The organism is Pseudomonas sp. RL_15y_Pfl2_60, assembly GCF_963970595.1.
Taxonomy (GTDB): Bacteria; Pseudomonadota; Gammaproteobacteria; order Pseudomonadales; family Pseudomonadaceae; genus Aquipseudomonas.
On sequence record NZ_CAXAOE010000002.1, the window covers coordinates 116900 to 135450 of the forward strand.

At 53.6% G+C, this 18551-nt stretch carries 26 protein-coding genes and 1 pseudogene; all 27 read left to right on the plus strand.

What is annotated here, in order from left to right; genetic code table 11:
• Positions 1-2 precede the first annotated feature (2 nt).
• Positions 3-275 (plus strand): phage holin family protein, encoded by a 273-nt coding sequence (locus AACY26_RS05650; protein ID WP_339511897.1) that lies wholly within the window; start codon positions 3-5, stop codon positions 273-275.
• Positions 272-1114, plus strand: a complete 843-nt coding sequence (locus AACY26_RS05655; protein WP_339511899.1) for an N-acetylmuramidase family protein — start codon at positions 272-274, stop codon at positions 1112-1114. Before AACY26_RS05650 ends, AACY26_RS05655 begins: the two co-directional genes overlap by 4 nt.
• A complete protein-coding gene (gene lysB, locus AACY26_RS05660) occupies positions 1111-1548 on the plus strand; it encodes an Rz-like lysis system protein LysB (protein WP_339511900.1) in 438 nt (145 codons plus the stop codon). The genes AACY26_RS05655 and lysB overlap by 4 nt, the downstream gene beginning before the upstream one ends.
• Positions 1448-1675 carry an Rz1-like lysis system protein LysC gene (gene lysC, locus AACY26_RS05665; RefSeq protein ID WP_445261280.1) on the plus strand — a complete coding sequence of 76 codons (228 nt, stop codon included), beginning with the start codon at positions 1448-1450 and terminating at the stop codon, positions 1673-1675. Before lysB ends, lysC begins: the two co-directional genes overlap by 101 nt.
• Positions 1672-2199, plus strand: coding sequence for a phage tail protein (locus AACY26_RS05670; RefSeq protein ID WP_339511902.1), 528 nt, complete (start codon positions 1672-1674; stop codon positions 2197-2199). The genes lysC and AACY26_RS05670 overlap by 4 nt, the downstream gene beginning before the upstream one ends.
• A complete protein-coding gene (locus tag AACY26_RS05675) occupies positions 2192-2650 on the plus strand; it encodes a phage virion morphogenesis protein (protein WP_339511904.1) in 459 nt (152 codons plus the stop codon). Before AACY26_RS05670 ends, AACY26_RS05675 begins: the two co-directional genes overlap by 8 nt.
• Before the next feature lie 101 nt (positions 2651-2751).
• A complete protein-coding gene (locus AACY26_RS05680; protein WP_339511906.1) occupies positions 2752-3408 on the plus strand; it encodes a Shedu immune nuclease family protein in 657 nt (218 codons plus the stop codon).
• Positions 3409-3480: 72 nt separating this feature from the next.
• On the plus strand, positions 3481-3915 hold the full coding sequence (locus AACY26_RS05685) for a hypothetical protein (protein ID WP_339511908.1): 435 nt from the start codon (positions 3481-3483) through the stop codon (positions 3913-3915).
• A 146-nt stretch (positions 3916-4061) separates the two neighbouring features.
• On the plus strand, positions 4062-4328 hold the full coding sequence (locus AACY26_RS05690; protein ID WP_339511910.1) for a hypothetical protein: 267 nt from the start codon (positions 4062-4064) through the stop codon (positions 4326-4328).
• An 85-nt stretch (positions 4329-4413) separates the two neighbouring features.
• Positions 4414-5172: a S1 family peptidase gene (locus AACY26_RS05695; RefSeq protein WP_339511912.1), complete on the plus strand. Its 759-nt coding sequence runs from the start codon at positions 4414-4416 to the stop codon at positions 5170-5172.
• Positions 5173-5335: 163 nt separating this feature from the next.
• Entirely contained in the window at positions 5336-5926 is a 591-nt protein-coding gene (locus AACY26_RS05700) for a phage baseplate assembly protein V (protein WP_339511914.1), read from the plus strand.
• The gene (locus AACY26_RS05705) at positions 5923-6267 is read left to right on the plus strand and encodes a GPW/gp25 family protein (protein WP_339511916.1); all 345 of its coding nucleotides are present in this window, start codon (positions 5923-5925) and stop codon (positions 6265-6267) included. The genes AACY26_RS05700 and AACY26_RS05705 overlap by 4 nt, the downstream gene beginning before the upstream one ends.
• Complete coding sequence (locus tag AACY26_RS05710; RefSeq protein ID WP_339511918.1) at positions 6264-7181, plus strand: baseplate J/gp47 family protein; 918 nt, start codon at positions 6264-6266, stop codon at positions 7179-7181. The genes AACY26_RS05705 and AACY26_RS05710 overlap by 4 nt, the downstream gene beginning before the upstream one ends.
• Before the next feature lie 17 nt (positions 7182-7198).
• Positions 7199-7804, plus strand: a complete 606-nt coding sequence (locus AACY26_RS05715; protein WP_339513091.1) for a phage tail protein I — start codon at positions 7199-7201, stop codon at positions 7802-7804.
• Between the two features lie 4 nt (positions 7805-7808).
• Positions 7809-8276: pseudogene (locus AACY26_RS05720) on the plus strand (phage tail protein); the annotation flags it as partial.
• A 261-nt stretch (positions 8277-8537) separates the two neighbouring features.
• On the plus strand, positions 8538-8783 hold the full coding sequence (locus AACY26_RS21350) for a gp53-like domain-containing protein (RefSeq protein ID WP_445261289.1): 246 nt from the start codon (positions 8538-8540) through the stop codon (positions 8781-8783).
• A 14-nt stretch (positions 8784-8797) separates the two neighbouring features.
• Positions 8798-9382: a hypothetical protein gene (locus tag AACY26_RS05725; RefSeq protein ID WP_339511920.1), complete on the plus strand. Its 585-nt coding sequence runs from the start codon at positions 8798-8800 to the stop codon at positions 9380-9382.
• A 64-nt stretch (positions 9383-9446) separates the two neighbouring features.
• Positions 9447-9932, plus strand: a complete 486-nt coding sequence (locus AACY26_RS05730) for a DUF6998 domain-containing protein (protein ID WP_339511922.1) — start codon at positions 9447-9449, stop codon at positions 9930-9932.
• A 52-nt stretch (positions 9933-9984) separates the two neighbouring features.
• Positions 9985-10599, plus strand: a complete 615-nt coding sequence (locus AACY26_RS05735; RefSeq protein ID WP_339511924.1) for a hypothetical protein — start codon at positions 9985-9987, stop codon at positions 10597-10599.
• 175 nt (positions 10600-10774) lie between these two features.
• Positions 10775-11947 (plus strand): phage tail sheath protein, encoded by a 1173-nt coding sequence (locus tag AACY26_RS05740; RefSeq protein ID WP_339511926.1) that lies wholly within the window; start codon positions 10775-10777, stop codon positions 11945-11947.
• Positions 11948-11987: 40 nt separating this feature from the next.
• Positions 11988-12503: a phage major tail tube protein gene (locus AACY26_RS05745; protein WP_339511928.1), complete on the plus strand. Its 516-nt coding sequence runs from the start codon at positions 11988-11990 to the stop codon at positions 12501-12503.
• Between the two features lie 68 nt (positions 12504-12571).
• Entirely contained in the window at positions 12572-12880 is a 309-nt protein-coding gene (locus AACY26_RS05750) for a phage tail assembly protein (RefSeq protein ID WP_339511930.1), read from the plus strand.
• Positions 12881-12888: 8 nt separating this feature from the next.
• The gene (locus tag AACY26_RS05755) at positions 12889-13023 is read left to right on the plus strand and encodes a GpE family phage tail protein (RefSeq protein ID WP_339511932.1); all 135 of its coding nucleotides are present in this window, start codon (positions 12889-12891) and stop codon (positions 13021-13023) included.
• On the plus strand, positions 13001-15559 hold the full coding sequence (locus AACY26_RS05760; protein WP_339511934.1) for a phage tail tape measure protein: 2559 nt from the start codon (positions 13001-13003) through the stop codon (positions 15557-15559). Before AACY26_RS05755 ends, AACY26_RS05760 begins: the two co-directional genes overlap by 23 nt.
• 15 nt (positions 15560-15574) lie before the next feature.
• On the plus strand, positions 15575-16006 hold the full coding sequence (locus AACY26_RS05765) for a phage tail protein (RefSeq protein ID WP_339511936.1): 432 nt from the start codon (positions 15575-15577) through the stop codon (positions 16004-16006).
• Positions 16003-17238, plus strand: coding sequence for a phage late control D family protein (locus tag AACY26_RS05770; protein WP_339511938.1), 1236 nt, complete (start codon positions 16003-16005; stop codon positions 17236-17238). Before AACY26_RS05765 ends, AACY26_RS05770 begins: the two co-directional genes overlap by 4 nt.
• A 73-nt stretch (positions 17239-17311) precedes the next feature.
• Positions 17312-18268, plus strand: a complete 957-nt coding sequence (locus tag AACY26_RS05775; RefSeq protein WP_339511940.1) for a hypothetical protein — start codon at positions 17312-17314, stop codon at positions 18266-18268.
• Positions 18269-18551 lie beyond the last annotated feature (283 nt).

Here is an 18551-nt window from a genome sequence, read left to right on the forward strand (position 1 = left end):
CCATGATCACCACCCTGCTCCCACTGCTAGCCGCTGTTGCCTACATTGCCTCGGCAATCCGCCTTGTGTGCTTCAAGCGCAACGGAGGCCGCAAACGGCGCGGTATCTCACTCATTGCCTGCATGCTCATCGCCTCCCTGCTGTGTTCCGGGCTCGAAATTCTGCTGTACCAACCCACCGTCAGCCCATGGCAAACCGCGATAGCCGTGTTGTTGTGCATCCTCGTATATCGCTCACGCGGCAACCTCGCCGCAATTTTGAGGCTCAATCAATGACTACAACTTTACGCCCCGGCGACCGCTCGCAAGCAGTGGCCCAGCTGCAGAAAAAACTCAATGCCAACGGCGCCAAGCTGGAGGTAAACGGCAACTACGGCGACGAAACCGAAAAGGCCGTGCGCGCCTATCAACGCAAAGTCGGGTTAATTGATGACGGCGTAGCAGGCTCCAAAACTCAAGGCGCGTTGGCTGGTGCAGACTGCTCACACCTGCTTAGCCATGCCGATCTTGCAGCCGCGGCTAAACGCCTGGGCGTAGACCTCGCCAGCATTTACGCCATCAACCAAGTGGAAAGCCTCGGCAACGGCTTTGCCAGCAACGGCAAGCCTACGGTTTTGTTTGAGCGTCACATCATGTACCGCCAGCTATGCACCCCAGTGCATGAAGGCGACAACGCAGTACAGCTCAAAATGCATGCAGATGAACTGGCTATCACTTACCCCAACCTGGTCAACCCCAAGCCAGGCGGTTACGCGGGCGGCACAGCTGAGCACCAACGCCTGGCGCGTGCCCGCATGCTCGACGACACAAGCGCTCTGGCATCGGCCAGCTGGGGCGCGTTTCAGATCATGGGGTTTCACTGGCAGTTGCTCGGCTACAGCAGCGTGCAAGAGTTTGCGGAGCGCATGGCCAAAAGCGAGGCCGAGCAGCTTGAGGCGTTTGTGCGTTTCATTGAGGCAGACCCAGCCCTGCACAAAGCACTCAAGGCAAAAAAATGGGCCGAGTTTGCCAAGCGCTACAACGGCCCCAACTACGCCCGCAACCAGTACGACACCAAACTTGAGCACGCCTACTCGCAGCACGCTCAATGCCAACCTGAGCCTGTCGCCGCATGAGCACCCTGCGCCAAGCCCTGCTGGGCATTGCGTTGCTTGCAGCCCTTGGCTTGCTTGTATGGGGCCAGCAACAGCGCATCGTGTCTGCTGACTCCAAAGCAGATGCCAGCGCACAGTTGGCCAGCCACTGGCAGCAAGAAGCAAACCGCGAAACCGGCAAAGCCAATCAACTGGCCCAGCTGCTGCAAACCGAGCGCAACGCCCAAGTCAGCCTGCGCCAAACCCAAGACCTGCTGCGCCAAAGCCTTAGCGAGCGTTCGCAACAAATTGAGAGGCTCAAACGTGAAAACCAAGCCTTTAAAAACTGGGCTACTCAGCCTTTGCCTGAGCCTGTTGGCAGCTTGCGCGAGCGCCCCGCCATCACCGGCGCCGACGCTTATCATCAATGGTTGTTCAGCGGTAACGCCCTGCACTCTGTCACCGACCAGCCCTAACAGCAACGGCGCTCTGCTAACCGATATCGAGCGAATCGAAACAGACTGGGCCACCTGCGCAGCACAAGTAGACGCCGTTTACGCCTGCCAACAGCGCCTGGCTATCCCGGCAGAGGCAGCCCAATGAATAAACTCAACAGCCTGCGCACCCACTTGCTGGCTAACTTGCCGGAGCTCAAGCACAACCCCGAGCGCCTGCTGATATTCGTAGACCAGGGCCGCATTCGCGCAACAGCAGCGCCGGGTCTGTCATTTGAATACAGCTACACCCTCAACATCATCCTCACCGATTACACCGGCTCACCCGATGCCGTGGCAGTGCCGTTGCTGGCATGGATCCTGGTCAACCAATCCGAACTCATGACCAACCACGAAAAAAACAAAGAGGCCATACAGTTTGAAGTGGATGTAATTGATGAAAATCAGGTCGATATGTCGCTCACTCTGCCCTTAACCGAGCGCGTGATAGTTGAGCGGCTGGATGACGGCACCCTGCAAATCACACACCCACCAGAGCCGCAGTACACCGAACAACTGCCTGCTACATCCATGCAACTGATCGCAGACGGCGAAGTACTCAGCAGCTGGACCTGCGCCGAGCCCACCGGCGTAGACATCGAAACACCGCAACCGGGGCCAAGCCGTGGCTGATGACCTAAGCGCACTCGAAGACTGGGCCGGTGCCCTGCTCAATAAGCTGCAGCCCAAAGAACGCCGCCAGCTCAACACCCGAATCGCCCGCGAACTGCGCCGCAGCCAACAGCAACGCATGGTCGCCCAGCGCAACCCAGACGGCACAGCCTATGCGCCACGCAAAGCCCGCGCCCAACTGCGCCAAAAGCAAGGCCGCATCAAACGCAAAATGTTCACCAAGCTACGCCAAGCCCGCTATCTAAAGGTACAAAGCACCGCAAACACCATCGGTATTGGCTTTCTCGGGCGCACCGCACGCATTGCCCGTATCCACCAATACGGCTTGCGTGATCGCCCAGGAAAAGCCTCACCCGACACCCGCTATGACCGACGTGAGCTGCTAGGCTTTAGCAGCGATGATCTGGAGATGATTCGCGATAGATTGGTTGATCATCTCTCGGCAAATTAAGTTTTAGGCAGCAATCGTGGGAACAGTTCAGCAATACTGTCCTTTACCAGCGCGGCATGGCACATTTGTACACCAGTGCCACACCTCACCTGGAGTAACCAATGAAAGTAGTCTCAGCAAGTGAAGCCTGCGAGCGTTTATTAAGCGAAGATCCTCTAGGTGACTATTTTACATGGTGGGATCAGGTGAAGCAGAGCGATGTTGAGGCGTTCACGAGTGCTCTTGATAACGCCACTTGCGAAGAAGACATACAACAGTTTCTACAAAATCATCCTCAAATACTGATACAGCATTTCGGTGGTGGCCATGGTCGATGGGTCATCCCGAAGAAAAAACTAGGTAGCGAGCATGTAACAGATTTTATAATAGGACAAAAAAGTTCTATCGGGTTTGAATGGCAAGTAGTTGAACTTGAAAGCCCGCTCAGGCCACTATTCAACAAAAGCGGCGACCCATCCCAGTATCTAAACCATGCAATACGACAAATACAGGATTGGCGCATTTGGTTAAATTCAAACCAAAACTATGCTTCCAGACCAAAATCTGAGAGCGGACTTGGTTTGACCGAAATATCAAGCTCAGTACCTGGCCTAATCATTATTGGGCGGCGAGATAAAACCTTGACAAATAACAATGCACGTCGCAAACAAATGGCTCACAACTTAAATATTGAAATACGCACATATGATCACCTTCTTGACACACTACAAGGACGAATTAACGCTAACAAGCTGCATGAGAAAGAAATAATACTTTGATAGATGCAACAGCATACTGTGCTTCTAGAAGCAAAATAATATAACTAACTACTAACCAACAAGGAAACCCATGTGACGAATGAGCGTTTTGTAAGATGGCAAGGGCAAACTATTAGTCAGTTGTCTACTGCCTTAGCACTATTTTCAGGGCTTTCTGTCGCTGGGCTAGGCTTTCTATTTTCGCTTGTGCATGAAACATCATTCAAACCGACAGGAGTGGTCGCCGCTTTATATCTGTTAGCAATTCTATCGCTCTTTATAGGAACGATTGCAGGCTCTACAGCGGTAGTAACTCGCCTGCTTGACTTCCGTCTAACAGCTAAAAAAACAATCAACACCAGTTATGAACCGCTAACGCTTTTTGGAGCGAACGCCACAACTTTAGGCAAAGCTACATGGGTATCATTCTGGGTTCTTTTAATCTCATTCACCATTGGCATATTACTAAGCAGCCTAGTTATTGGAAGCATCTACCTCAGTGATATATTTTGTTCCATTGGTACCTAACTATTTTCCTATAGTCGACCACTAATATGAACTGCATGATCGCCTAGAAAAACAATTACCCTACAGCTACCAAAGCCCTTGTGGGTAACGAGTCTTTAGCTGGATAACCAAACACATCGCTCAACTACCTCATTAAGGAAGCAATCATGAGCCGAGCCAAGATTATACCTGCCCCCCAAAACAATCGCAGCGCCTTTGGTACCTCTATAAAAAACACTGAGCTTTCACAAAGAGAAACGCTTGAAGAAATAATAGTTAATTTAGCCACTACGCTAGGGGCTAAAAAAATATACAAACAGGAAAGTGCGAGGGGTAGTTATTTTTATGAAGTTCAACTGCCTAGACTTTCTTGCTTTCAAAGCGCTTCAAATACAATACTTGAGCTCTCCAGAGAAATAGTTAAACTCCCTTGACATAGCGATTCAAATCTTTTGACGTGCTCACTTAAACGGCCTAAAACTTACCCACTAACATCCGTTTTTACATTATGGAGCTCCCATGTCACAAGAGAGTTTTAAACTATGGACACGCCGAGCTTTCGCGGCTTACAAAGGATCAGTAGCGTACATCGTTACAACTGATAGTAACGGTGACGAAGGAATCGGAAGTGCTTTCCATGTAGGGAATGGCGTGTTTATTACCGCACGGCACGTATTAGAAGGGCGGGAGCTAAATGAAATAGGGTTTGACGATAATTCAATCTCTCAACTGCTAATTAATAATGCTTTACGGTCAGAGACCTTCTGCATTCCAAAAACATGTATTACTAGCGGACCATTTTTCCATAACAATCCTGAAATTGACATTGCATGCTTCACCCTAAACGTTACGCCCAATTCATTTATTCCGTTGGGTAGCCACTTAGATGACTTCCTTACCCAATATGAATTAGTTCTGTATAGAACGTTAGCTCTGGGTTATCCTCCAATCCCTTTTTCAGATCGGCCCATTCTTTTCGCGTCAAGTGGGGAAGTTAATGCGCTTGTTGATCTTTACGCAGGCACCAAGCATCCTCACTTCATAATATCGAGCATGGCCAGAGGCGGGTACAGTGGCGGCCCTGTAATGGTTGCCTATAACGAAGACAATGAAAAGAGTGGAACCGCACTACTTGGCATGGTTACGCAATCCCTAGTCAAAGATGGGAATTCTTCAGAAACAGGTTATTTTGCTGTTCTCACAGTAGAGCCTATTTATGACTGCCTTGAGCAAAACAGCCTTCTGCCTGACTTCCAGAGTTTTGATTCATCCACATAGTAATACATGACTAATATTACTAACGATGTTCAGTCTTCTCGTAAAATCTGCGTATTATTTTTCCTAGTACTGCACTGTCTCCAACAACTAGCTCTCATTGTAACCCGCCCCGCTACAATTCCCACGCAGTGCACCGCACACGCGAGCAAGCAATCATGGCGACATGAACTTGCTCACCGAAATAACCCGCCGCCTCGACAACATGATCCGCCTTGGCACCATTGCCGAGGTCGACCATGGCGACCCAGCACAGCAAAAAATGCCGCTCTGCAGGGTAACTACTGGCGCAATCACCACTGGTTGGTTGCCGTGGTTCAACCTGCGCGCCGGTACTACTCGCATCTGGAACCCGCCAACGCTTAACGAGCAATGCATGGTGTTCAGCCCCAGCGGTGACCCAGCGCAAGGCATTGTGTTGCTCGGCCTCAACTCGACTGAAAACCCAGCGCCAAGCAACAGCCCAGCAAAAGACCTCACCACATACCCAGACGGCGCGCTAATTGAATACGACCACGTCGCCCATCACCTGCGGGCCATTCTTCCGCCTAAGGGCACAACTGAGCTGGAAAGCCTCGGCGGTATCTCCATCAAAGGGCCAATCACCCATGAGGGCGACTACACCCAAACCGGAAACCAAAACGTCACCGGCAAAGTAACCGTGAGCGTTGATGTCATCGCCGCTGGCGTTAGCCTGGTTAACCATAAACACACCGGCGTAACCGCAGGCAATGCGCAAACAGGTAACCCGGTATGAACCGCAACAACGGCAGCGCCATTGGCGACCTCGACCACCTGCGCCAGAGCGTGAGCGACATTCTCACTACGCCCATTGGCAGCCGAGTGATGCGCCGCGATTACGGCAGTCAGTTGATGGAATTGATCGACCAGCCATTCAACGGCACTACCAAGCTGCGCGCCTATGCCGCCATTGCCATGGGCGTCATGCGTTGGGAGCCACGGCTCAGCATCAGCCGCGTGCAAATCAGCCAGGGCAACGAGGCCAGCCAAGCGATTATTGATCTAGAGGGCACCCGCATCGACACCAACGAAGCCATCAGCCTGCAAGTACCGTTGGTAATGGGAGCAATTGCATGAGCAGTTTCAGCCCGATAGACCTGTCACTGTTGCCCGCACCCGAGGTAGTTGAGCCGCTCGACTATGAAGTGATCTTTGCCGAACGAAAAACTGCACTGATTAACTTGTTCCCAGCAGATCAGCAGGCCACCATCGCCGCCCGCCTGGAGCTTGAGTCAGAACCCCTGGTCAAGCTGCTGCAAGAGAACAGCTACCGCGAACTGAACTGGCGCCAGCGCGTCAATGAATCGGCCCTCGCCGTGATGCTGGCCTTTGCCACTGGGAATGACCTGGAACAGATCGCCGCCCGCTATAACGTCAGCCGTTTAATCATCACCCCAGCGAACCCAAACGCTACGCCACCGGTTGCATCTGTGCTGGAAGGCGACGACAGCCTGCGCGAACGCACCCAAATGGCACTCGAAGGCCTGAGCACGGCAGGCCCACGCAACGCCTACATATTCCACGCCCGCAGCGCTGATGGCCGTGTCGCGGATGCATCCGTCATCAGCCCAGCGCCGTGTTACGCCACCATCACGGTGCAATCAGCCATCGGTGATGGAAGCGCCGACCAAAGCGTGCTCGATGCAGTGACCGCTGCGCTTAATGATGAAGACGTGCGCCCCGTGTGCGACCGCGTAACCGTGCAGAGCGCCACCGTAGTGCCCTACACCGTCAACGCTCAACTGTTTGTAGACAATCTAACGCCCGAGTCAGAGCTTGTGCTGCAAGCTGCTCAAGACGCCCTCGCCGCCTATGTAAATCAGCGACGTCGCCTTGGCCAAGGTGTTTACCGCTCAGCATTAGATGCGGCCTTGCATGTTGAGGGCGTGCGCTATGTCGAGCTGACTGGTTGGGTAGACATCCCGCCGAATGAGACCAGCGCCGCTTACTGCACCGCCACCACCGTCACCCTCGCAGAGCTGCAAGCGTGAGCACCTACCATTCGCTAATGCCCGCCAACAGCACCGCACTTGAGCGTGCTGCAGCACAGGCGTTGGCCAACATCGAGCGGGTACCGGTTCCACTGCGCCAATTGTGGAACCCCGCCACCTGCCCGGTCGATTTATTGCCGTATCTAGCCTGGGCGTTTTCGGTGGATCGCTGGGACAGCAACTGGCCAGAGACAACAAAGCGTAAAGCCATCGACGGCGCGTTTTTCATTCACGCCCACAAAGGCACCATCGGTGCGCTGCGCCGCGTGGTTGAGCCGCTGGGTTATCTGATTGAAGTACTCGAATGGTGGGAAACCGTCCCCCAGGGCGAGCCCGGCACCTTCCAGTTGTTGGTGGGTGTGCTGGAAACCGGCATCACCGAAGAGATGTACACCGAGCTTGTGCGCCTTATAGACGACGCCAAACCCCTCACCCGCCACCTCACCGGCCTCGCCATTAGCCTGGAAACCAGCGGCTACCTGCATGTTGGCAGCTGCATCACCGAAGGCGATGAACTCACCGTGTACCCGCCGCAATCGCGTGACATCGAAGTCACCGGCTCCTTTGGCCATGCAGGCCGCGAACACAGCATCGACACAATGGACATAGCCCCGTGGACATAAAGCCATGACAGACCAGAACAGCCAGTTTTTCGCCATCCTCACCGCTGTTGGTGAGGCCAAACAAGCCAATGCCGATGCCCTGGGCATTGCTTGGCAAATTACCCAGCTCGGCGTTGGCGATGCCAATGGCACCGAACCAATCCCAGACCGCGAGCAAACCGCACTCATCAACGAGCGCCGCCGCGCCCCGCTCAATCAACTCAGTATTGATCCACAAAACGCCGCGATAATCATCGCAGAGCAAGTGATCCCTGCAGAAGTTGGCGGCTGGTGGATTCGTGAGATTGGGCTATACGACGCCGATAATGACCTGGTCGCAATCGCCAACTGCGCGCCCAGCTTCAAACCGCTGCTGAGCCAAGGCTCAGGCCGCACGCAAGTGGTGCGCATGAACCTCATCGTCACCAGCTCGGCCAGCGTGCAACTGAAAATTGACCCCAGCGTGGTGCTGGCAACACGCGCCTATGTTGATTTAGGTGACGCCATCGCCACCAAGCCGCAAGCAGAGGCAGGCGAAGACAACAGTAAGAAAATGACACCGCTGCGTGTATTCCAGGCGCTGCGCTCTGCTACAGCAAATGCAACAGAAGTACTACGTGGGGTACTGCGAATTGCCACACAGGCAGAGGTCGAAGCTGGGATTATGGATGACATTCTCGTCACGCCTAAAAAGCTTCGTATGGGCTTTTCCACAGTACTGAGTAGCAGCGGGTATATCGCATTTCCAACATGGATGGGCGGACTCATTCTTCAATGGATGACAGCTCCTCCCACTGCGTCTGGCTCGTCTTCAGTTGTGACTTTTCCAATCGCTTTCCCAAGTAGTTGCAGACAGTTATTTGCGGGGTATCGCGGAGGAGTAGTTGCCGGGCTTTCTATGCCGTCATTCGGTGATGTGGGTCTAACTCAAGCCACTATTTATAACAACAACACATCAGCCGGAAGCATGAGCCCGGCTGTGCTTGCCATCGGTTATTAGCCCCCGGGGGATTTATGCTCTATTTTTCGAAAGCTACTGGTGGATTTTATGACGGTGCAGTCCACGCGAGCATGCCGTCTGACGTGGTTGAAGTCTCTCGAAAGTCTCACGAAGCATTAATGGCTGGGCAATCTGCTGGTCAAGTAATCACGGGGGATGACTCTGGCAACCCAATCCTGACTGCCCCAGTACCTATTGTCTTAACTACCCCAGAACTCTGTAAGAACATTGATGCCGCCGCCGACGCTACCCGCCTTGCCATAATCGGTGACCCATTGCGGGCAACTGAATACGAGCGTGCCGCAATCGAGGCTCAAGACTTCAAAGACGCTGGCTACCCTGATGAATCAGTCCCGCGCACCGTTTCCGCCTGGGCGATCAATGGCCGTACAGCGCAGCAAGCGGCAGATAGCATTCTTGCTAAGTCGGCAGCGTTTGATGAGGCGCTTTACAGTCTGCGAGAAACCCGATTGAGCGGCAAAGAGCAAGTACGTGCGGCTATGGCCGCTGGCGATTATGAGTTAGCGAACGACATAGCGGCTTCAACAGTTACAGCGCTTGAATCCATCATCAAAAATACAGGTGATAATTCCATATAGCTGCAGCAATTGATGATAAGTTCGACAACCTATCTGTGCCTTCTAGCATCGAGCGTGAGGTTGTATGAACCTAACTGAACTGTCCATTACCGAGCTCCTCAACCTCCAGGTGTCCGCTGTTGAGGAACTCAGAAGCCGTGGGGTTGTACGAACGTCAAACAATCCGATTGGGGATTACACTGAGTGGCTAGTCGCAAAGGCTTTAGGGTTGGAACTGGCGAACAATTCATCTGCCGGTTACGACGCGCTATCCCCGACAGGAACACGCATCCAGATCAAAGGGCGGCGCGTAACTCAGCGCAACAAATCACGTCAGCTAGGCGCTATCCGTAACCTTGCGATGAAAGACTTTGATGTACTTATTGCCGTAATATTTGATGAGAACTTCAAAATCATTGAAGCTGTATCTATCCCTCACGGTGTTATTAACGATTACGCCCCATTCAGGAAGCATACAAACGCCAACATCCTTAATTTACGAGGCCCAGTACTTGACGATGAAAGAGTAATTGACATTACAGGGCGATTATTGTCACCCCTAAACAACTAAGATTTTGCTAGGCAAGAAACATAATCCTAAACAAATCTAATTGGATCCTTATATGACGCTAGATCTTTTTTACAAGCTATCAACCATTATCATTCCACTAGCAACTGCATGGGTAGCGTTTAAGAATTTGTCTTTTACAAGCAGCTCAAAGCAAAAAGACGAATATCGATTCGCTAAAGACTTCATAGAAGATATAACCAGAACGCCGAATCAGCACCCACTTGTGATAGACAGAGGATTTAGAGCTATTGCAGGGAGTACTAAACTGTCCGCAAATGAAGCGGCATATATAATCAATCAAAAAGATTCGCCCGAAAGAGCCTTACAGAACTATATTTTTTCTCATGAATATTTAAAGTTTTATGAGAATGAACAGTCGAGCAAAATTGATTACCGGCCGTGTTATCAAAACAAATATAAACGCATGGGGCTTAAAGTTCTCCACTGGATAACCTATATTGTATTTAGTTACTTTGCCCTCTCCCCACTATTACTTATCCCTATATCAAAAATGGATTTCGAAAAAATCACATTACCTTTAATTTTCACATTAACAGTTGGTGGTAGCTTCGCAGTTTACTCATTACTATCCCTTGTTAAGCTTTCATTAGCTAAGAAGCTAATTGCTAAGTTCTCGACAAACATAGATGAATTGCCAGAGGGATAAATCCCATCTCCTCATGAGTCTTAACCTAAGCGAGAGGGTGTAAACCTTTCCCTGACAACGCCAACCACTCGCCCTGCTCCCGCGCGCGCGTCACCCTGCAGGCTCAATGGCTCAGCACTCTGGGCCGCGACTCAGCCACAGATTCGCTCAACAAGCCGCGCAGGAGCAGCCGCCCATGGCAACCGATTACCACCACGGCGTTCGCGTCATCGAAATCAACGTGGGCACGCGCCCTATTCGTACAATCTCAACCGCTGTGATTGGTATGGTCTGCACCGCTGCCGACGCCGACGCGGTGACCTTCCCGCTTAACACCCCGGTACTGCTTACTGATGTACTCAGCGCCATTGGCAACGCCGGAACCCAAGGCACACTGGCCGCTAGCCTCGACGCCATTGCCGACAACGCCAGCCCGTTCACCATCGTTGTGCGTGTGGAAGAAGGCGAAGACGCCGCCGGCACAACCGCCAACATCATCGGCACAGTGACTGCTGAGGGCCAATTCACCGGCCTTAAAGCGCTTCTCGCAGCTAAAACCAAACTGGGCGTTACACCGCGCATTCTCGGTGTGCCTGGGCTTGATTCGCAGGAAGTCACCACCGAACTGGTTGCCGTTGCTCAACAGCTGCGCGCCTTCGCCTATGCCAGTTGCTGGGAGTGCGCCACCAAAGAGGATGCCGTGGCCTACCGCGACAACTTTGGCGCCCGTGAGCTGATGCTCATCTGGCCCGACTTCTTGTCATTCGACACCGTAGCCGAAGCCACGGCCACCGCCCCAGCTGTTGCCCGCGCACTTGGCCTGCGCGCCAAGCTCGATGAGCAAGTGGGCTGGCACAAAACCATTTCCAACATCCCGGTAAACGGTGTCACCGGCATCAACAAAGACGTGTTCTGGGATATGCAAAACCCAGCCACCGACGCAGGCCTGCTCAATGAAAACGATGTAACCACCCTCATCCGTGAAGGCGGCTTCCGTTTCTGGGGCTCGCGCACCTGCAGCGATGATCCGCTGTTTGCCTTTGAGAACTACACCCGCACTGCACAGGTACTGGCAGACACCATGGCCGAGGCGCACTTGTGGGCAGTAGACAAGCCCATGCACCCAAGCCTGGTGCGCGACATCATGGAAGGCATCAACGCCAAGTTCCGTGAGCTCAAGTCTCAGGGCTACATCATTGATGGCGAGTGCTGGTATGACGAATCAGCCAACGACGCCACCACGCTCAAAGCCGGCAAGCTCTACCTCGATTACGACTACACCCCCGTGCCGCCGCTGGAAAACCTGCTGCTACGCCAGCGCATCACCGACCGTTACCTGGTCGACTTCGCCAGCCGCATCGGCGGTTAACCATAGGCCGCACCCGGCAACTATTTAGGAGAGCGCCACCATGGCCCTGCCCAAAAAATTAAAGAACATGAACCTGTTCAACGACGCCAACAGCTACATGGGCGTTGCTAAAACCGTCACCCTGCCAAAACTCGGCCGCAAGATGGAAGCCTGGCGCGGTGCCGGTATGGATGGTCCAGTGAAAGCCGATATGGGCCACAGCGATGACGGCATCCAGCTTGAATGGTCCCTCGGCGGATGGGATCTAACCGCCATGCGCCAATACGGCGCCATTTCCGCCACCGGCGTGCAACTGCGCTGGGCAGGTGCCGTACAGCGTGACGACACCGGCGAGGTTTCCGCTGTTGAGGTTGTAGTGCGTGGCCGACACGAAGAAATCGACTTTGGCGACGCCGAGCCCGGTGAAGACACCGAGCACAAAATCACCACCACCTGCGCCTATTACAAACTCACCGTAGACGGCAACACCGAAGTAGAAATCGACCTGCTCAACTTCGTGTTCCTGGTCAACGGTGAAGATCTTCTCGCCGAGCAGCGCAAGGCCATCGGCCTCTAACCCACCGCTAACCCCATGCGCGCCACCACCGTGGCGCCATTTCCGGCAATACCCAAAGGAGCAACCCCATGAGCAAGCCCGAATACAGCGCCCCCATTGAACTGGTCAACGCCATTGCACGCGGCAGCAAAAAAACCACCTCTATTACCCTGCGCAAACCCGGCGCCGGTGAGCTGCGTGGCCTGCGCCTGAGTGACCTGCTGCAAGGCGATGTCAACGCAGTAATCCGCGTGGTACCGCGCATCAGCGAGCCGAGCATCACTGAGCAAGACGTTGCCGCCATGGATGTTTACAACCTCACCGAATGCGCGGATGCCATTGCCGTTTTTTTGCAAGTGAAGGGCACGCCTGCGCAGGCGGACTCCCCCGAGGCGTAGACGACGCAATGGCAGACATTGCTCTGGTGTTCCACTGGGCGCCAGAGCACATGAACAGCATGTCATTAACCGAACTGATTGGATGGCGCGAGCGCGCCCGAGAACGCTGGGAGCTAATGCATGGCGCGCGATCTAACCCTTAAAGTCACCCTGCAGGCCTTAAATCGTGTATCCGGGCCGTTCCGCAGCATCAGTCAACAAGCCCAGCGCACTGGCCAAGCCATGCGCGACACCAATACACGGTTAAAGGCACTCAACGCCACTCAAAAGCAAATAGGTGAGTTCCGCGAACTACGCGCCGGGCTCACCTCTACCCGCACCCAGCTCGATGCAGCGCGCAAGCGCACCCAACTGCTGGGCCGTCAGCTGGCGCAAACCAGCAACCCGTCACGCGCACTACGTCGAGAATTCGAGCAGTCCCGCCAAGCCCTCAAACAGCTTGGCCAACAAGAAACCGAACAAAACAGAAAACTCCAACAGCTGCGCGCAACCCTGCGCGAAACGGGCGTTAATACCCGGCAGCTGGGCGACTCTGAGCGCCGTTTGCGCGAGGAAATCCGCAGCAGCAACAACCAGCTTGAGCAGCAACGCAGGCGTATGCAGCAGCTCACCCGCCAGCAAGAACGCCTAACCCGCGCTCGCCAGCAATACAGTCGAACCCAGCAAATGGCCGGTAGCATGGCAGGCAGTGGCGCAGCTGGGCTGGCCACCGGCAGCGCCATTCTCTATAGCGGCGCCCGCATGCTGGCACCTGGTCTTGAGTTCGACGCCAGCATGAGCAAGGTGCAAGCCCTCACCCGGCTTGATAAAGAGTCACCCGAGCTCAAAGCCCTGCGCGCACAAGCCCGCCAGCTCGGTAGTAGCACCCAGTTCACGGCTGTAGAAGCTGCCAACGCCCAAGGCTTTCTCGGTATGGCGGGCTTTAAACCGCAAGCCATTCAGGACGCCATGCCCGGCATGCTCGACCTGGCCAAAGCAGGTGACAGTGACCTAGCAGAAACCGCAGACATCGCCTCAAACATTCTCACCGGCTTTAACCTGCAGGCCAAAGAAACGGGGCGTCTTGGTGATGTGTTGGTCGGCAGCTTCACCCGGTCCAATACCAACCTGCAAATGCTCGGCGAAACCATGAAATATGTGGCGCCCGTAGCCTCAAGCGTTGGTCAAGACATTGAAACCGTAGCGGCCATGGCCGGTAAACTCGGTGATGCGGGGATACAAGGCAGCATGGGCGGTACCGCATTGCGGGCCATCATCAGCCGCCTATCGGCGCCGCCCAAAATGGCAGCTAAAGCCCTCGACAAACTCGGCATCAGCGCCAAAGATGCCCAGGGCAACCTGCGCGATATGCCAACTGTACTGCAGGAGATTTACGAAAAAACTAAAACCATGGGTGACGCCGACCGCGCAGGTTTGCTCAAAGGCATTGCCGGCGAAGAAGCCGTCAGCGGGCTGCAGGTGCTGGTCAAACAAGCCGGTACCGGTGAACTGCAAAAGTTCATCAGCACATTGCGCGATACCCGTGGAGAAGCACATCAAACTTCTAAGGTGATTGGCGACAACCTAAAAGGCGACGTCACCGCACTAGGCAGCGCTTGGGATGACCTCGGCATTCAGATCCAAGAGCAGCAGGATGGCCCGTTCCGACAGTTAGCTCAATCAGTCACCAGCGTACTGGGTGGCATTAAAAATTGGGTAGCAGAAAACCCAAAGTTGGCCAGCGGAATCGTCAAAACAGCAGCTGGCCTTGGTTTAGTAATGGCCGTTATGGGTGGCCTTACATTAGCCATGGCCAGCATACTCGGCCCGTTCGCTATGGTGCGTTATGGCCTCATGCTGTTCGGCATCCGCAGTGCTGGCCTGTTGTCGCCGCTGCTAGCCCTTGGCCGCAAAGCTTTGCCCTTAGTCGCCAAGGGCATCATGCTTATTGGCCGTGCGCTGCTACTCAATCCAATCGGGCTGGCCATCACCGCTATTGCTGGTGGCGCCTACCTGATTTACCGCAACTGGGACACCGTAGGCCCCTATTTCAAAGGCCTCTGGGCGGAGCTTAAACAGGGCTTTAGCGGTGGGTTGGGAGACATGGCCACAACCATTCTTAATTTCAGCCCCGTAGGTTTGTTTTACCGTGCCTTCTCGGGCGTTATGAACTATTTCGGCGCTGAGCTACCGGCAAAGTTCAGCGACTTTGGCGCCATGCTGATTGCCGGTTTGGTGAGCGGCATCACCGGCGCGATGGGCAGCGTTAAAAGCGCCATCACCGGCGCCGGTGAATCCACCATCGGCTGGTTTAAAGAAAAGCTGGGTATTCACAGCCCATCGCGTGTATTCGCAGAGCTGGGCGGCTTCACTATGGCAGGGCTCAGCCAAGGCATCGAGCGCAATCAGAACGGCCCACTGGCCAGCATCACCAGCATTGGCAAGCAACTCGCGCAAGCAGGCGCACTTACCCTGGGTATGAGCGCCGGTAGCGCCGTCGCGCTAGACCAACGCCCACCGCTTGCAGCAGGCAACAGCAAACCGGCCATCAGCATTGCGGGCGACAGCATACAAATCACTATTCAAGCCACGCCCGGTACCGACACCGCAGGGCTGGAGCAAATCATCAACAAGCTGCTCAACGAGCGTGAGCGCAGCAAGGCCGCGCGTGTGCGTAGCGCCCTGTTTGATACCGAATAACCGGAGTACTCCCGCATGATGATGACCCTCGGCATGTTCGTATTCGGCATGCAAACACTGGCCTACCAAGAGTTTCAGCGCGAAACAGACTGGCGCCACAGCAGCACATCACGCATTGGCGCCCGCCCTGCTCGGCAATACATTGGCCCAGGCGATGATCTCATCACCCTGCCCGGTGTGTTGCTGCCCGAACTGGCGGGCAAAACCCTGAGCCTCGACGCCTTGCGCATCATGGCCGACACAGGCAAAGCCTGGCCGCTGATCGAAGGCACTGGGCGCATCTACGGCATTTACGTGATCGAATCCATGAGCGAAACCAAAACTCTGTTTTTCAGGGATGGTGCCGCACGGCGCATTGAGTTCTCACTCAAACTCACCCGCGTAGATGAAGGCCGTATTGATTTACTTGGTAGCGTGCTGGGCAACATTGGCGACCTGCTGCGATGATCGATCAAGCCCTCGGTGAGCTACGCAGCCAAGCCGACCAGCTGCGCCAAGATCTCAGCTATCCAACCCCGGTTTGTCGCCTGATAGTCGATGGCCGGGACATCACCACCATGGTCAACGCCCGCTTGAGCAGCATCAGCCTCACCGACAACCGAGGCCTTGAGACCGACACGCTCGACATAAGCCTCAGCGACCACGATGGTCTGCTCGCAATCCCGCCACGCGGTGCGGTGGTGCGCTTATGGCTTGGCTGGAGTGACACCGGGCTGATCGACAAAGGCACTTACACCGTGGATGAAGTCGAGCACAGCGGCGCGCCCGACGTGCTCAACATCCGCGCCCGAAGTGCAGACATGCGCGAAGGCCTGGCACGCAAGCGCGAACGCAGCTGGCACGAACAAACCCTTGGCCAAATCATCAACGCTATTGCCGTGGAATACGCCCTGCAACCGTTAATCGAAGTGGCGCTGGCGGCTGTAAGTTTGCCGCACCTCGACCAAACCGTAGAGAGTGACCTCAACCTGCTCACCCGCCTGGCACATGAAAACGACGCCATCGCCAGCATCAAAGCTGGCCGTTTGTTGTTTTTGCCCACTGGAGCCAGCACATCGGCCAGTGGCCTGGCCTTGCCGCACATCAGCCTCACCCGTAAAGACGGCGACCAACACCGCTACCTGGCGGCAGACCGCAACAGCTACAGCGGTGCCAAAGCCTATTACTACCAAACCAACAGCGCCCAGCGCCTGGAAGCCATTGCCGGTACCGATGACAACGCCAAAACGTTGCGCCACACCTTTACCGACCGCGACAGCGCATTACGCGCAGCCAAGGCTGAGTGGCAACGCTTACAGCGCGGCAGCGCGACGCTCAGTTACACATTGGCCCGAGGCCGAGCTGATCTAATCCCAGAACTCACCTACAGCCTCAGCGGCATCAAAGCCGATATTGGAGCCATTATTTGGCTGGGCAGCAACGTCACCCATTCATTTACGCCCGAGGCCTACACCACAAACCTTGAGCTTGAGTCGCAGTTGCCCGATGACGATGCTCTGGTCAGTGATGCAGAGCAGAAGTACACAGGCGTGCTGGCGTGGTATCGAGAGATAAAAACAGGAGTTCAGAAGAAAATCACAGCGGGTGATCAAACCGCGCCAAAGCGGCTTACGACCTTGTATGCAAGCAAGGGCGGTGCTCAAAAGGCGGTTGACCGGGAGGCGTTAAAAATTTTGTAGTGGCGCTTTACTAAGAAAGTGAAATTCTTCACCCTCCTCACGAGTTAAAAATCAATGCGAGGAGAACACAGACATGGAAGGCTTCTTTTTTATTGCGCTATTTTTTTTGTACATACCATTTCTATTCGGATTGAGTGCTCACCTTGCAATCAAGCAGGGCTTCCCTAACAAGTCAGCAATTGGCTTTATCGCAAGAAAAATACGCTACAGCGACAATCAATCACGCCACCTCATTTTAGTGGCTGTCGTTTTTGCAGTGCTAATGCCCGCGTTCATTTACAAAGCTGTAGTGAACTCTCATAGCGCAATTGCGACTTACACCGGAATAACATCCCTCACCGTAATACTAATACTATCCATACTAATAATTGCAAACTCAGCAACAGTTAAGGGCACTTACAAGAAATACACTTACCTGTTCAACTCTGCTCTAGCATTAGTAGTGACAATTAACATATCACGTGCAACGAGTTATGCAGAAAACATTGTCGTCAACTTAACCAATATAAGAGCAAGCGAAATACCAACGGGCTTGGCATGGCTTACGATAGTTATGCTGCCTGTCGCTTGGATTATTACCACTGCTATATTTTCAATAGCAGTATATGCAGTAGCCCTTTTAGGAACTACCATTAAAAACCCGAGCCCTAGCTCCAATAAAAAAACTTACTCATTAACACCCTTGCCAAATAATAAAACTAACAGCTCGTCAAATGGCTACATACTTGCCTGCGGCTTTGCAATGCTTGCCCTGGCCCCACTAAACTTAATGGAATACGTATTAAAAACACCGTGGGCAGAAAAACAAATTCGAAAAGAACTGGTGCAAGCTAGCTTCCATTCCAGGGCTGAGAAATGCGGAGTCGAAAATATTGATGGTGCAAAAATTGCCTACGTAGAAACGGGGAAGGCAATAATCGCAGTTCCAGATGAGAAGCTAGGTTATACGTTCACTCCCATTGAATGTGATATAAAATGGAGGACAGTCCAGAGTGTTTCAGAAGAGTACAAAAGGGTAGAAAAAAATTAGTTACTTGGATGGAAGCTCCATTTAGAGCTTCCACCACATTGCATCATGGATAACCTTGGGCTAACACATCAGCCGCCAGCGTTCACTTTGTAACCAAAAAACCTCACATAACCGCATCAAATCCTGTTGCTGTTGGCTAGTCATACATCTAAACCTAGAAACCAATAGCAGCTCGTGCTCGTCAAGAATTTCGATCTGGCTGGTGCCTTCCTTTGAGGCTGGCAAATTATTATTTTCCATAGCATTACTCCATACAGATTATACAGGCGATCGATACAATTGC

Excerpts from the sequence above, each read along its gene's own strand:
- AACY26_RS05770 (WP_339511938.1), top strand. The coding sequence starts at position 16,003 with ATGATCGATCAAGCCCTCGGTGAGCTACGCAGCCAAGCCGACCAGCTG.
- AACY26_RS05740 (WP_339511926.1), top strand. The coding sequence starts at position 10,775 with ATGGCAACCGATTACCACCACGGCGTTCGCGTCATCGAAATCAACGTG.
- AACY26_RS05695 (WP_339511912.1), top strand. The coding sequence starts at position 4,414 with ATGTCACAAGAGAGTTTTAAACTATGGACACGCCGAGCTTTCGCGGCT.
- AACY26_RS05700 (WP_339511914.1), top strand. The coding sequence starts at position 5,336 with ATGAACTTGCTCACCGAAATAACCCGCCGCCTCGACAACATGATCCGC.
- AACY26_RS05745 (WP_339511928.1), top strand. The coding sequence starts at position 11,988 with ATGGCCCTGCCCAAAAAATTAAAGAACATGAACCTGTTCAACGACGCC.
- AACY26_RS05750 (WP_339511930.1), top strand. The coding sequence starts at position 12,572 with ATGAGCAAGCCCGAATACAGCGCCCCCATTGAACTGGTCAACGCCATT.
- AACY26_RS05755 (WP_339511932.1), top strand. The coding sequence starts at position 12,889 with ATGGCAGACATTGCTCTGGTGTTCCACTGGGCGCCAGAGCACATGAAC.
- AACY26_RS05765 (WP_339511936.1), top strand. The coding sequence starts at position 15,575 with ATGATGATGACCCTCGGCATGTTCGTATTCGGCATGCAAACACTGGCC.
- AACY26_RS05655 (WP_339511899.1), top strand. The coding sequence starts at position 272 with ATGACTACAACTTTACGCCCCGGCGACCGCTCGCAAGCAGTGGCCCAG.
- AACY26_RS05705 (WP_339511916.1), top strand. The coding sequence starts at position 5,923 with ATGAACCGCAACAACGGCAGCGCCATTGGCGACCTCGACCACCTGCGC.
- AACY26_RS05680 (WP_339511906.1), top strand. The coding sequence starts at position 2,752 with ATGAAAGTAGTCTCAGCAAGTGAAGCCTGCGAGCGTTTATTAAGCGAA.
- AACY26_RS05760 (WP_339511934.1), top strand. The coding sequence starts at position 13,001 with ATGGCGCGCGATCTAACCCTTAAAGTCACCCTGCAGGCCTTAAATCGT.
- AACY26_RS05650 (WP_339511897.1), top strand. The coding sequence starts at position 3 with ATGATCACCACCCTGCTCCCACTGCTAGCCGCTGTTGCCTACATTGCC.
- AACY26_RS21350 (WP_445261289.1), top strand. The coding sequence starts at position 8,538 with ATGGGCGGACTCATTCTTCAATGGATGACAGCTCCTCCCACTGCGTCT.
- AACY26_RS05725 (WP_339511920.1), top strand. The coding sequence starts at position 8,798 with ATGCTCTATTTTTCGAAAGCTACTGGTGGATTTTATGACGGTGCAGTC.
- AACY26_RS05775 (WP_339511940.1), top strand. The coding sequence starts at position 17,312 with ATGGAAGGCTTCTTTTTTATTGCGCTATTTTTTTTGTACATACCATTT.
- lysB (WP_339511900.1), top strand. The coding sequence starts at position 1,111 with ATGAGCACCCTGCGCCAAGCCCTGCTGGGCATTGCGTTGCTTGCAGCC.
- AACY26_RS05735 (WP_339511924.1), top strand. The coding sequence starts at position 9,985 with ATGACGCTAGATCTTTTTTACAAGCTATCAACCATTATCATTCCACTA.
- AACY26_RS05690 (WP_339511910.1), top strand. The coding sequence starts at position 4,062 with ATGAGCCGAGCCAAGATTATACCTGCCCCCCAAAACAATCGCAGCGCC.
- AACY26_RS05715 (WP_339513091.1), top strand. The coding sequence starts at position 7,199 with ATGCCCGCCAACAGCACCGCACTTGAGCGTGCTGCAGCACAGGCGTTG.
- AACY26_RS05710 (WP_339511918.1), top strand. The coding sequence starts at position 6,264 with ATGAGCAGTTTCAGCCCGATAGACCTGTCACTGTTGCCCGCACCCGAG.
- AACY26_RS05670 (WP_339511902.1), top strand. The coding sequence starts at position 1,672 with ATGAATAAACTCAACAGCCTGCGCACCCACTTGCTGGCTAACTTGCCG.
- AACY26_RS05730 (WP_339511922.1), top strand. The coding sequence starts at position 9,447 with ATGAACCTAACTGAACTGTCCATTACCGAGCTCCTCAACCTCCAGGTG.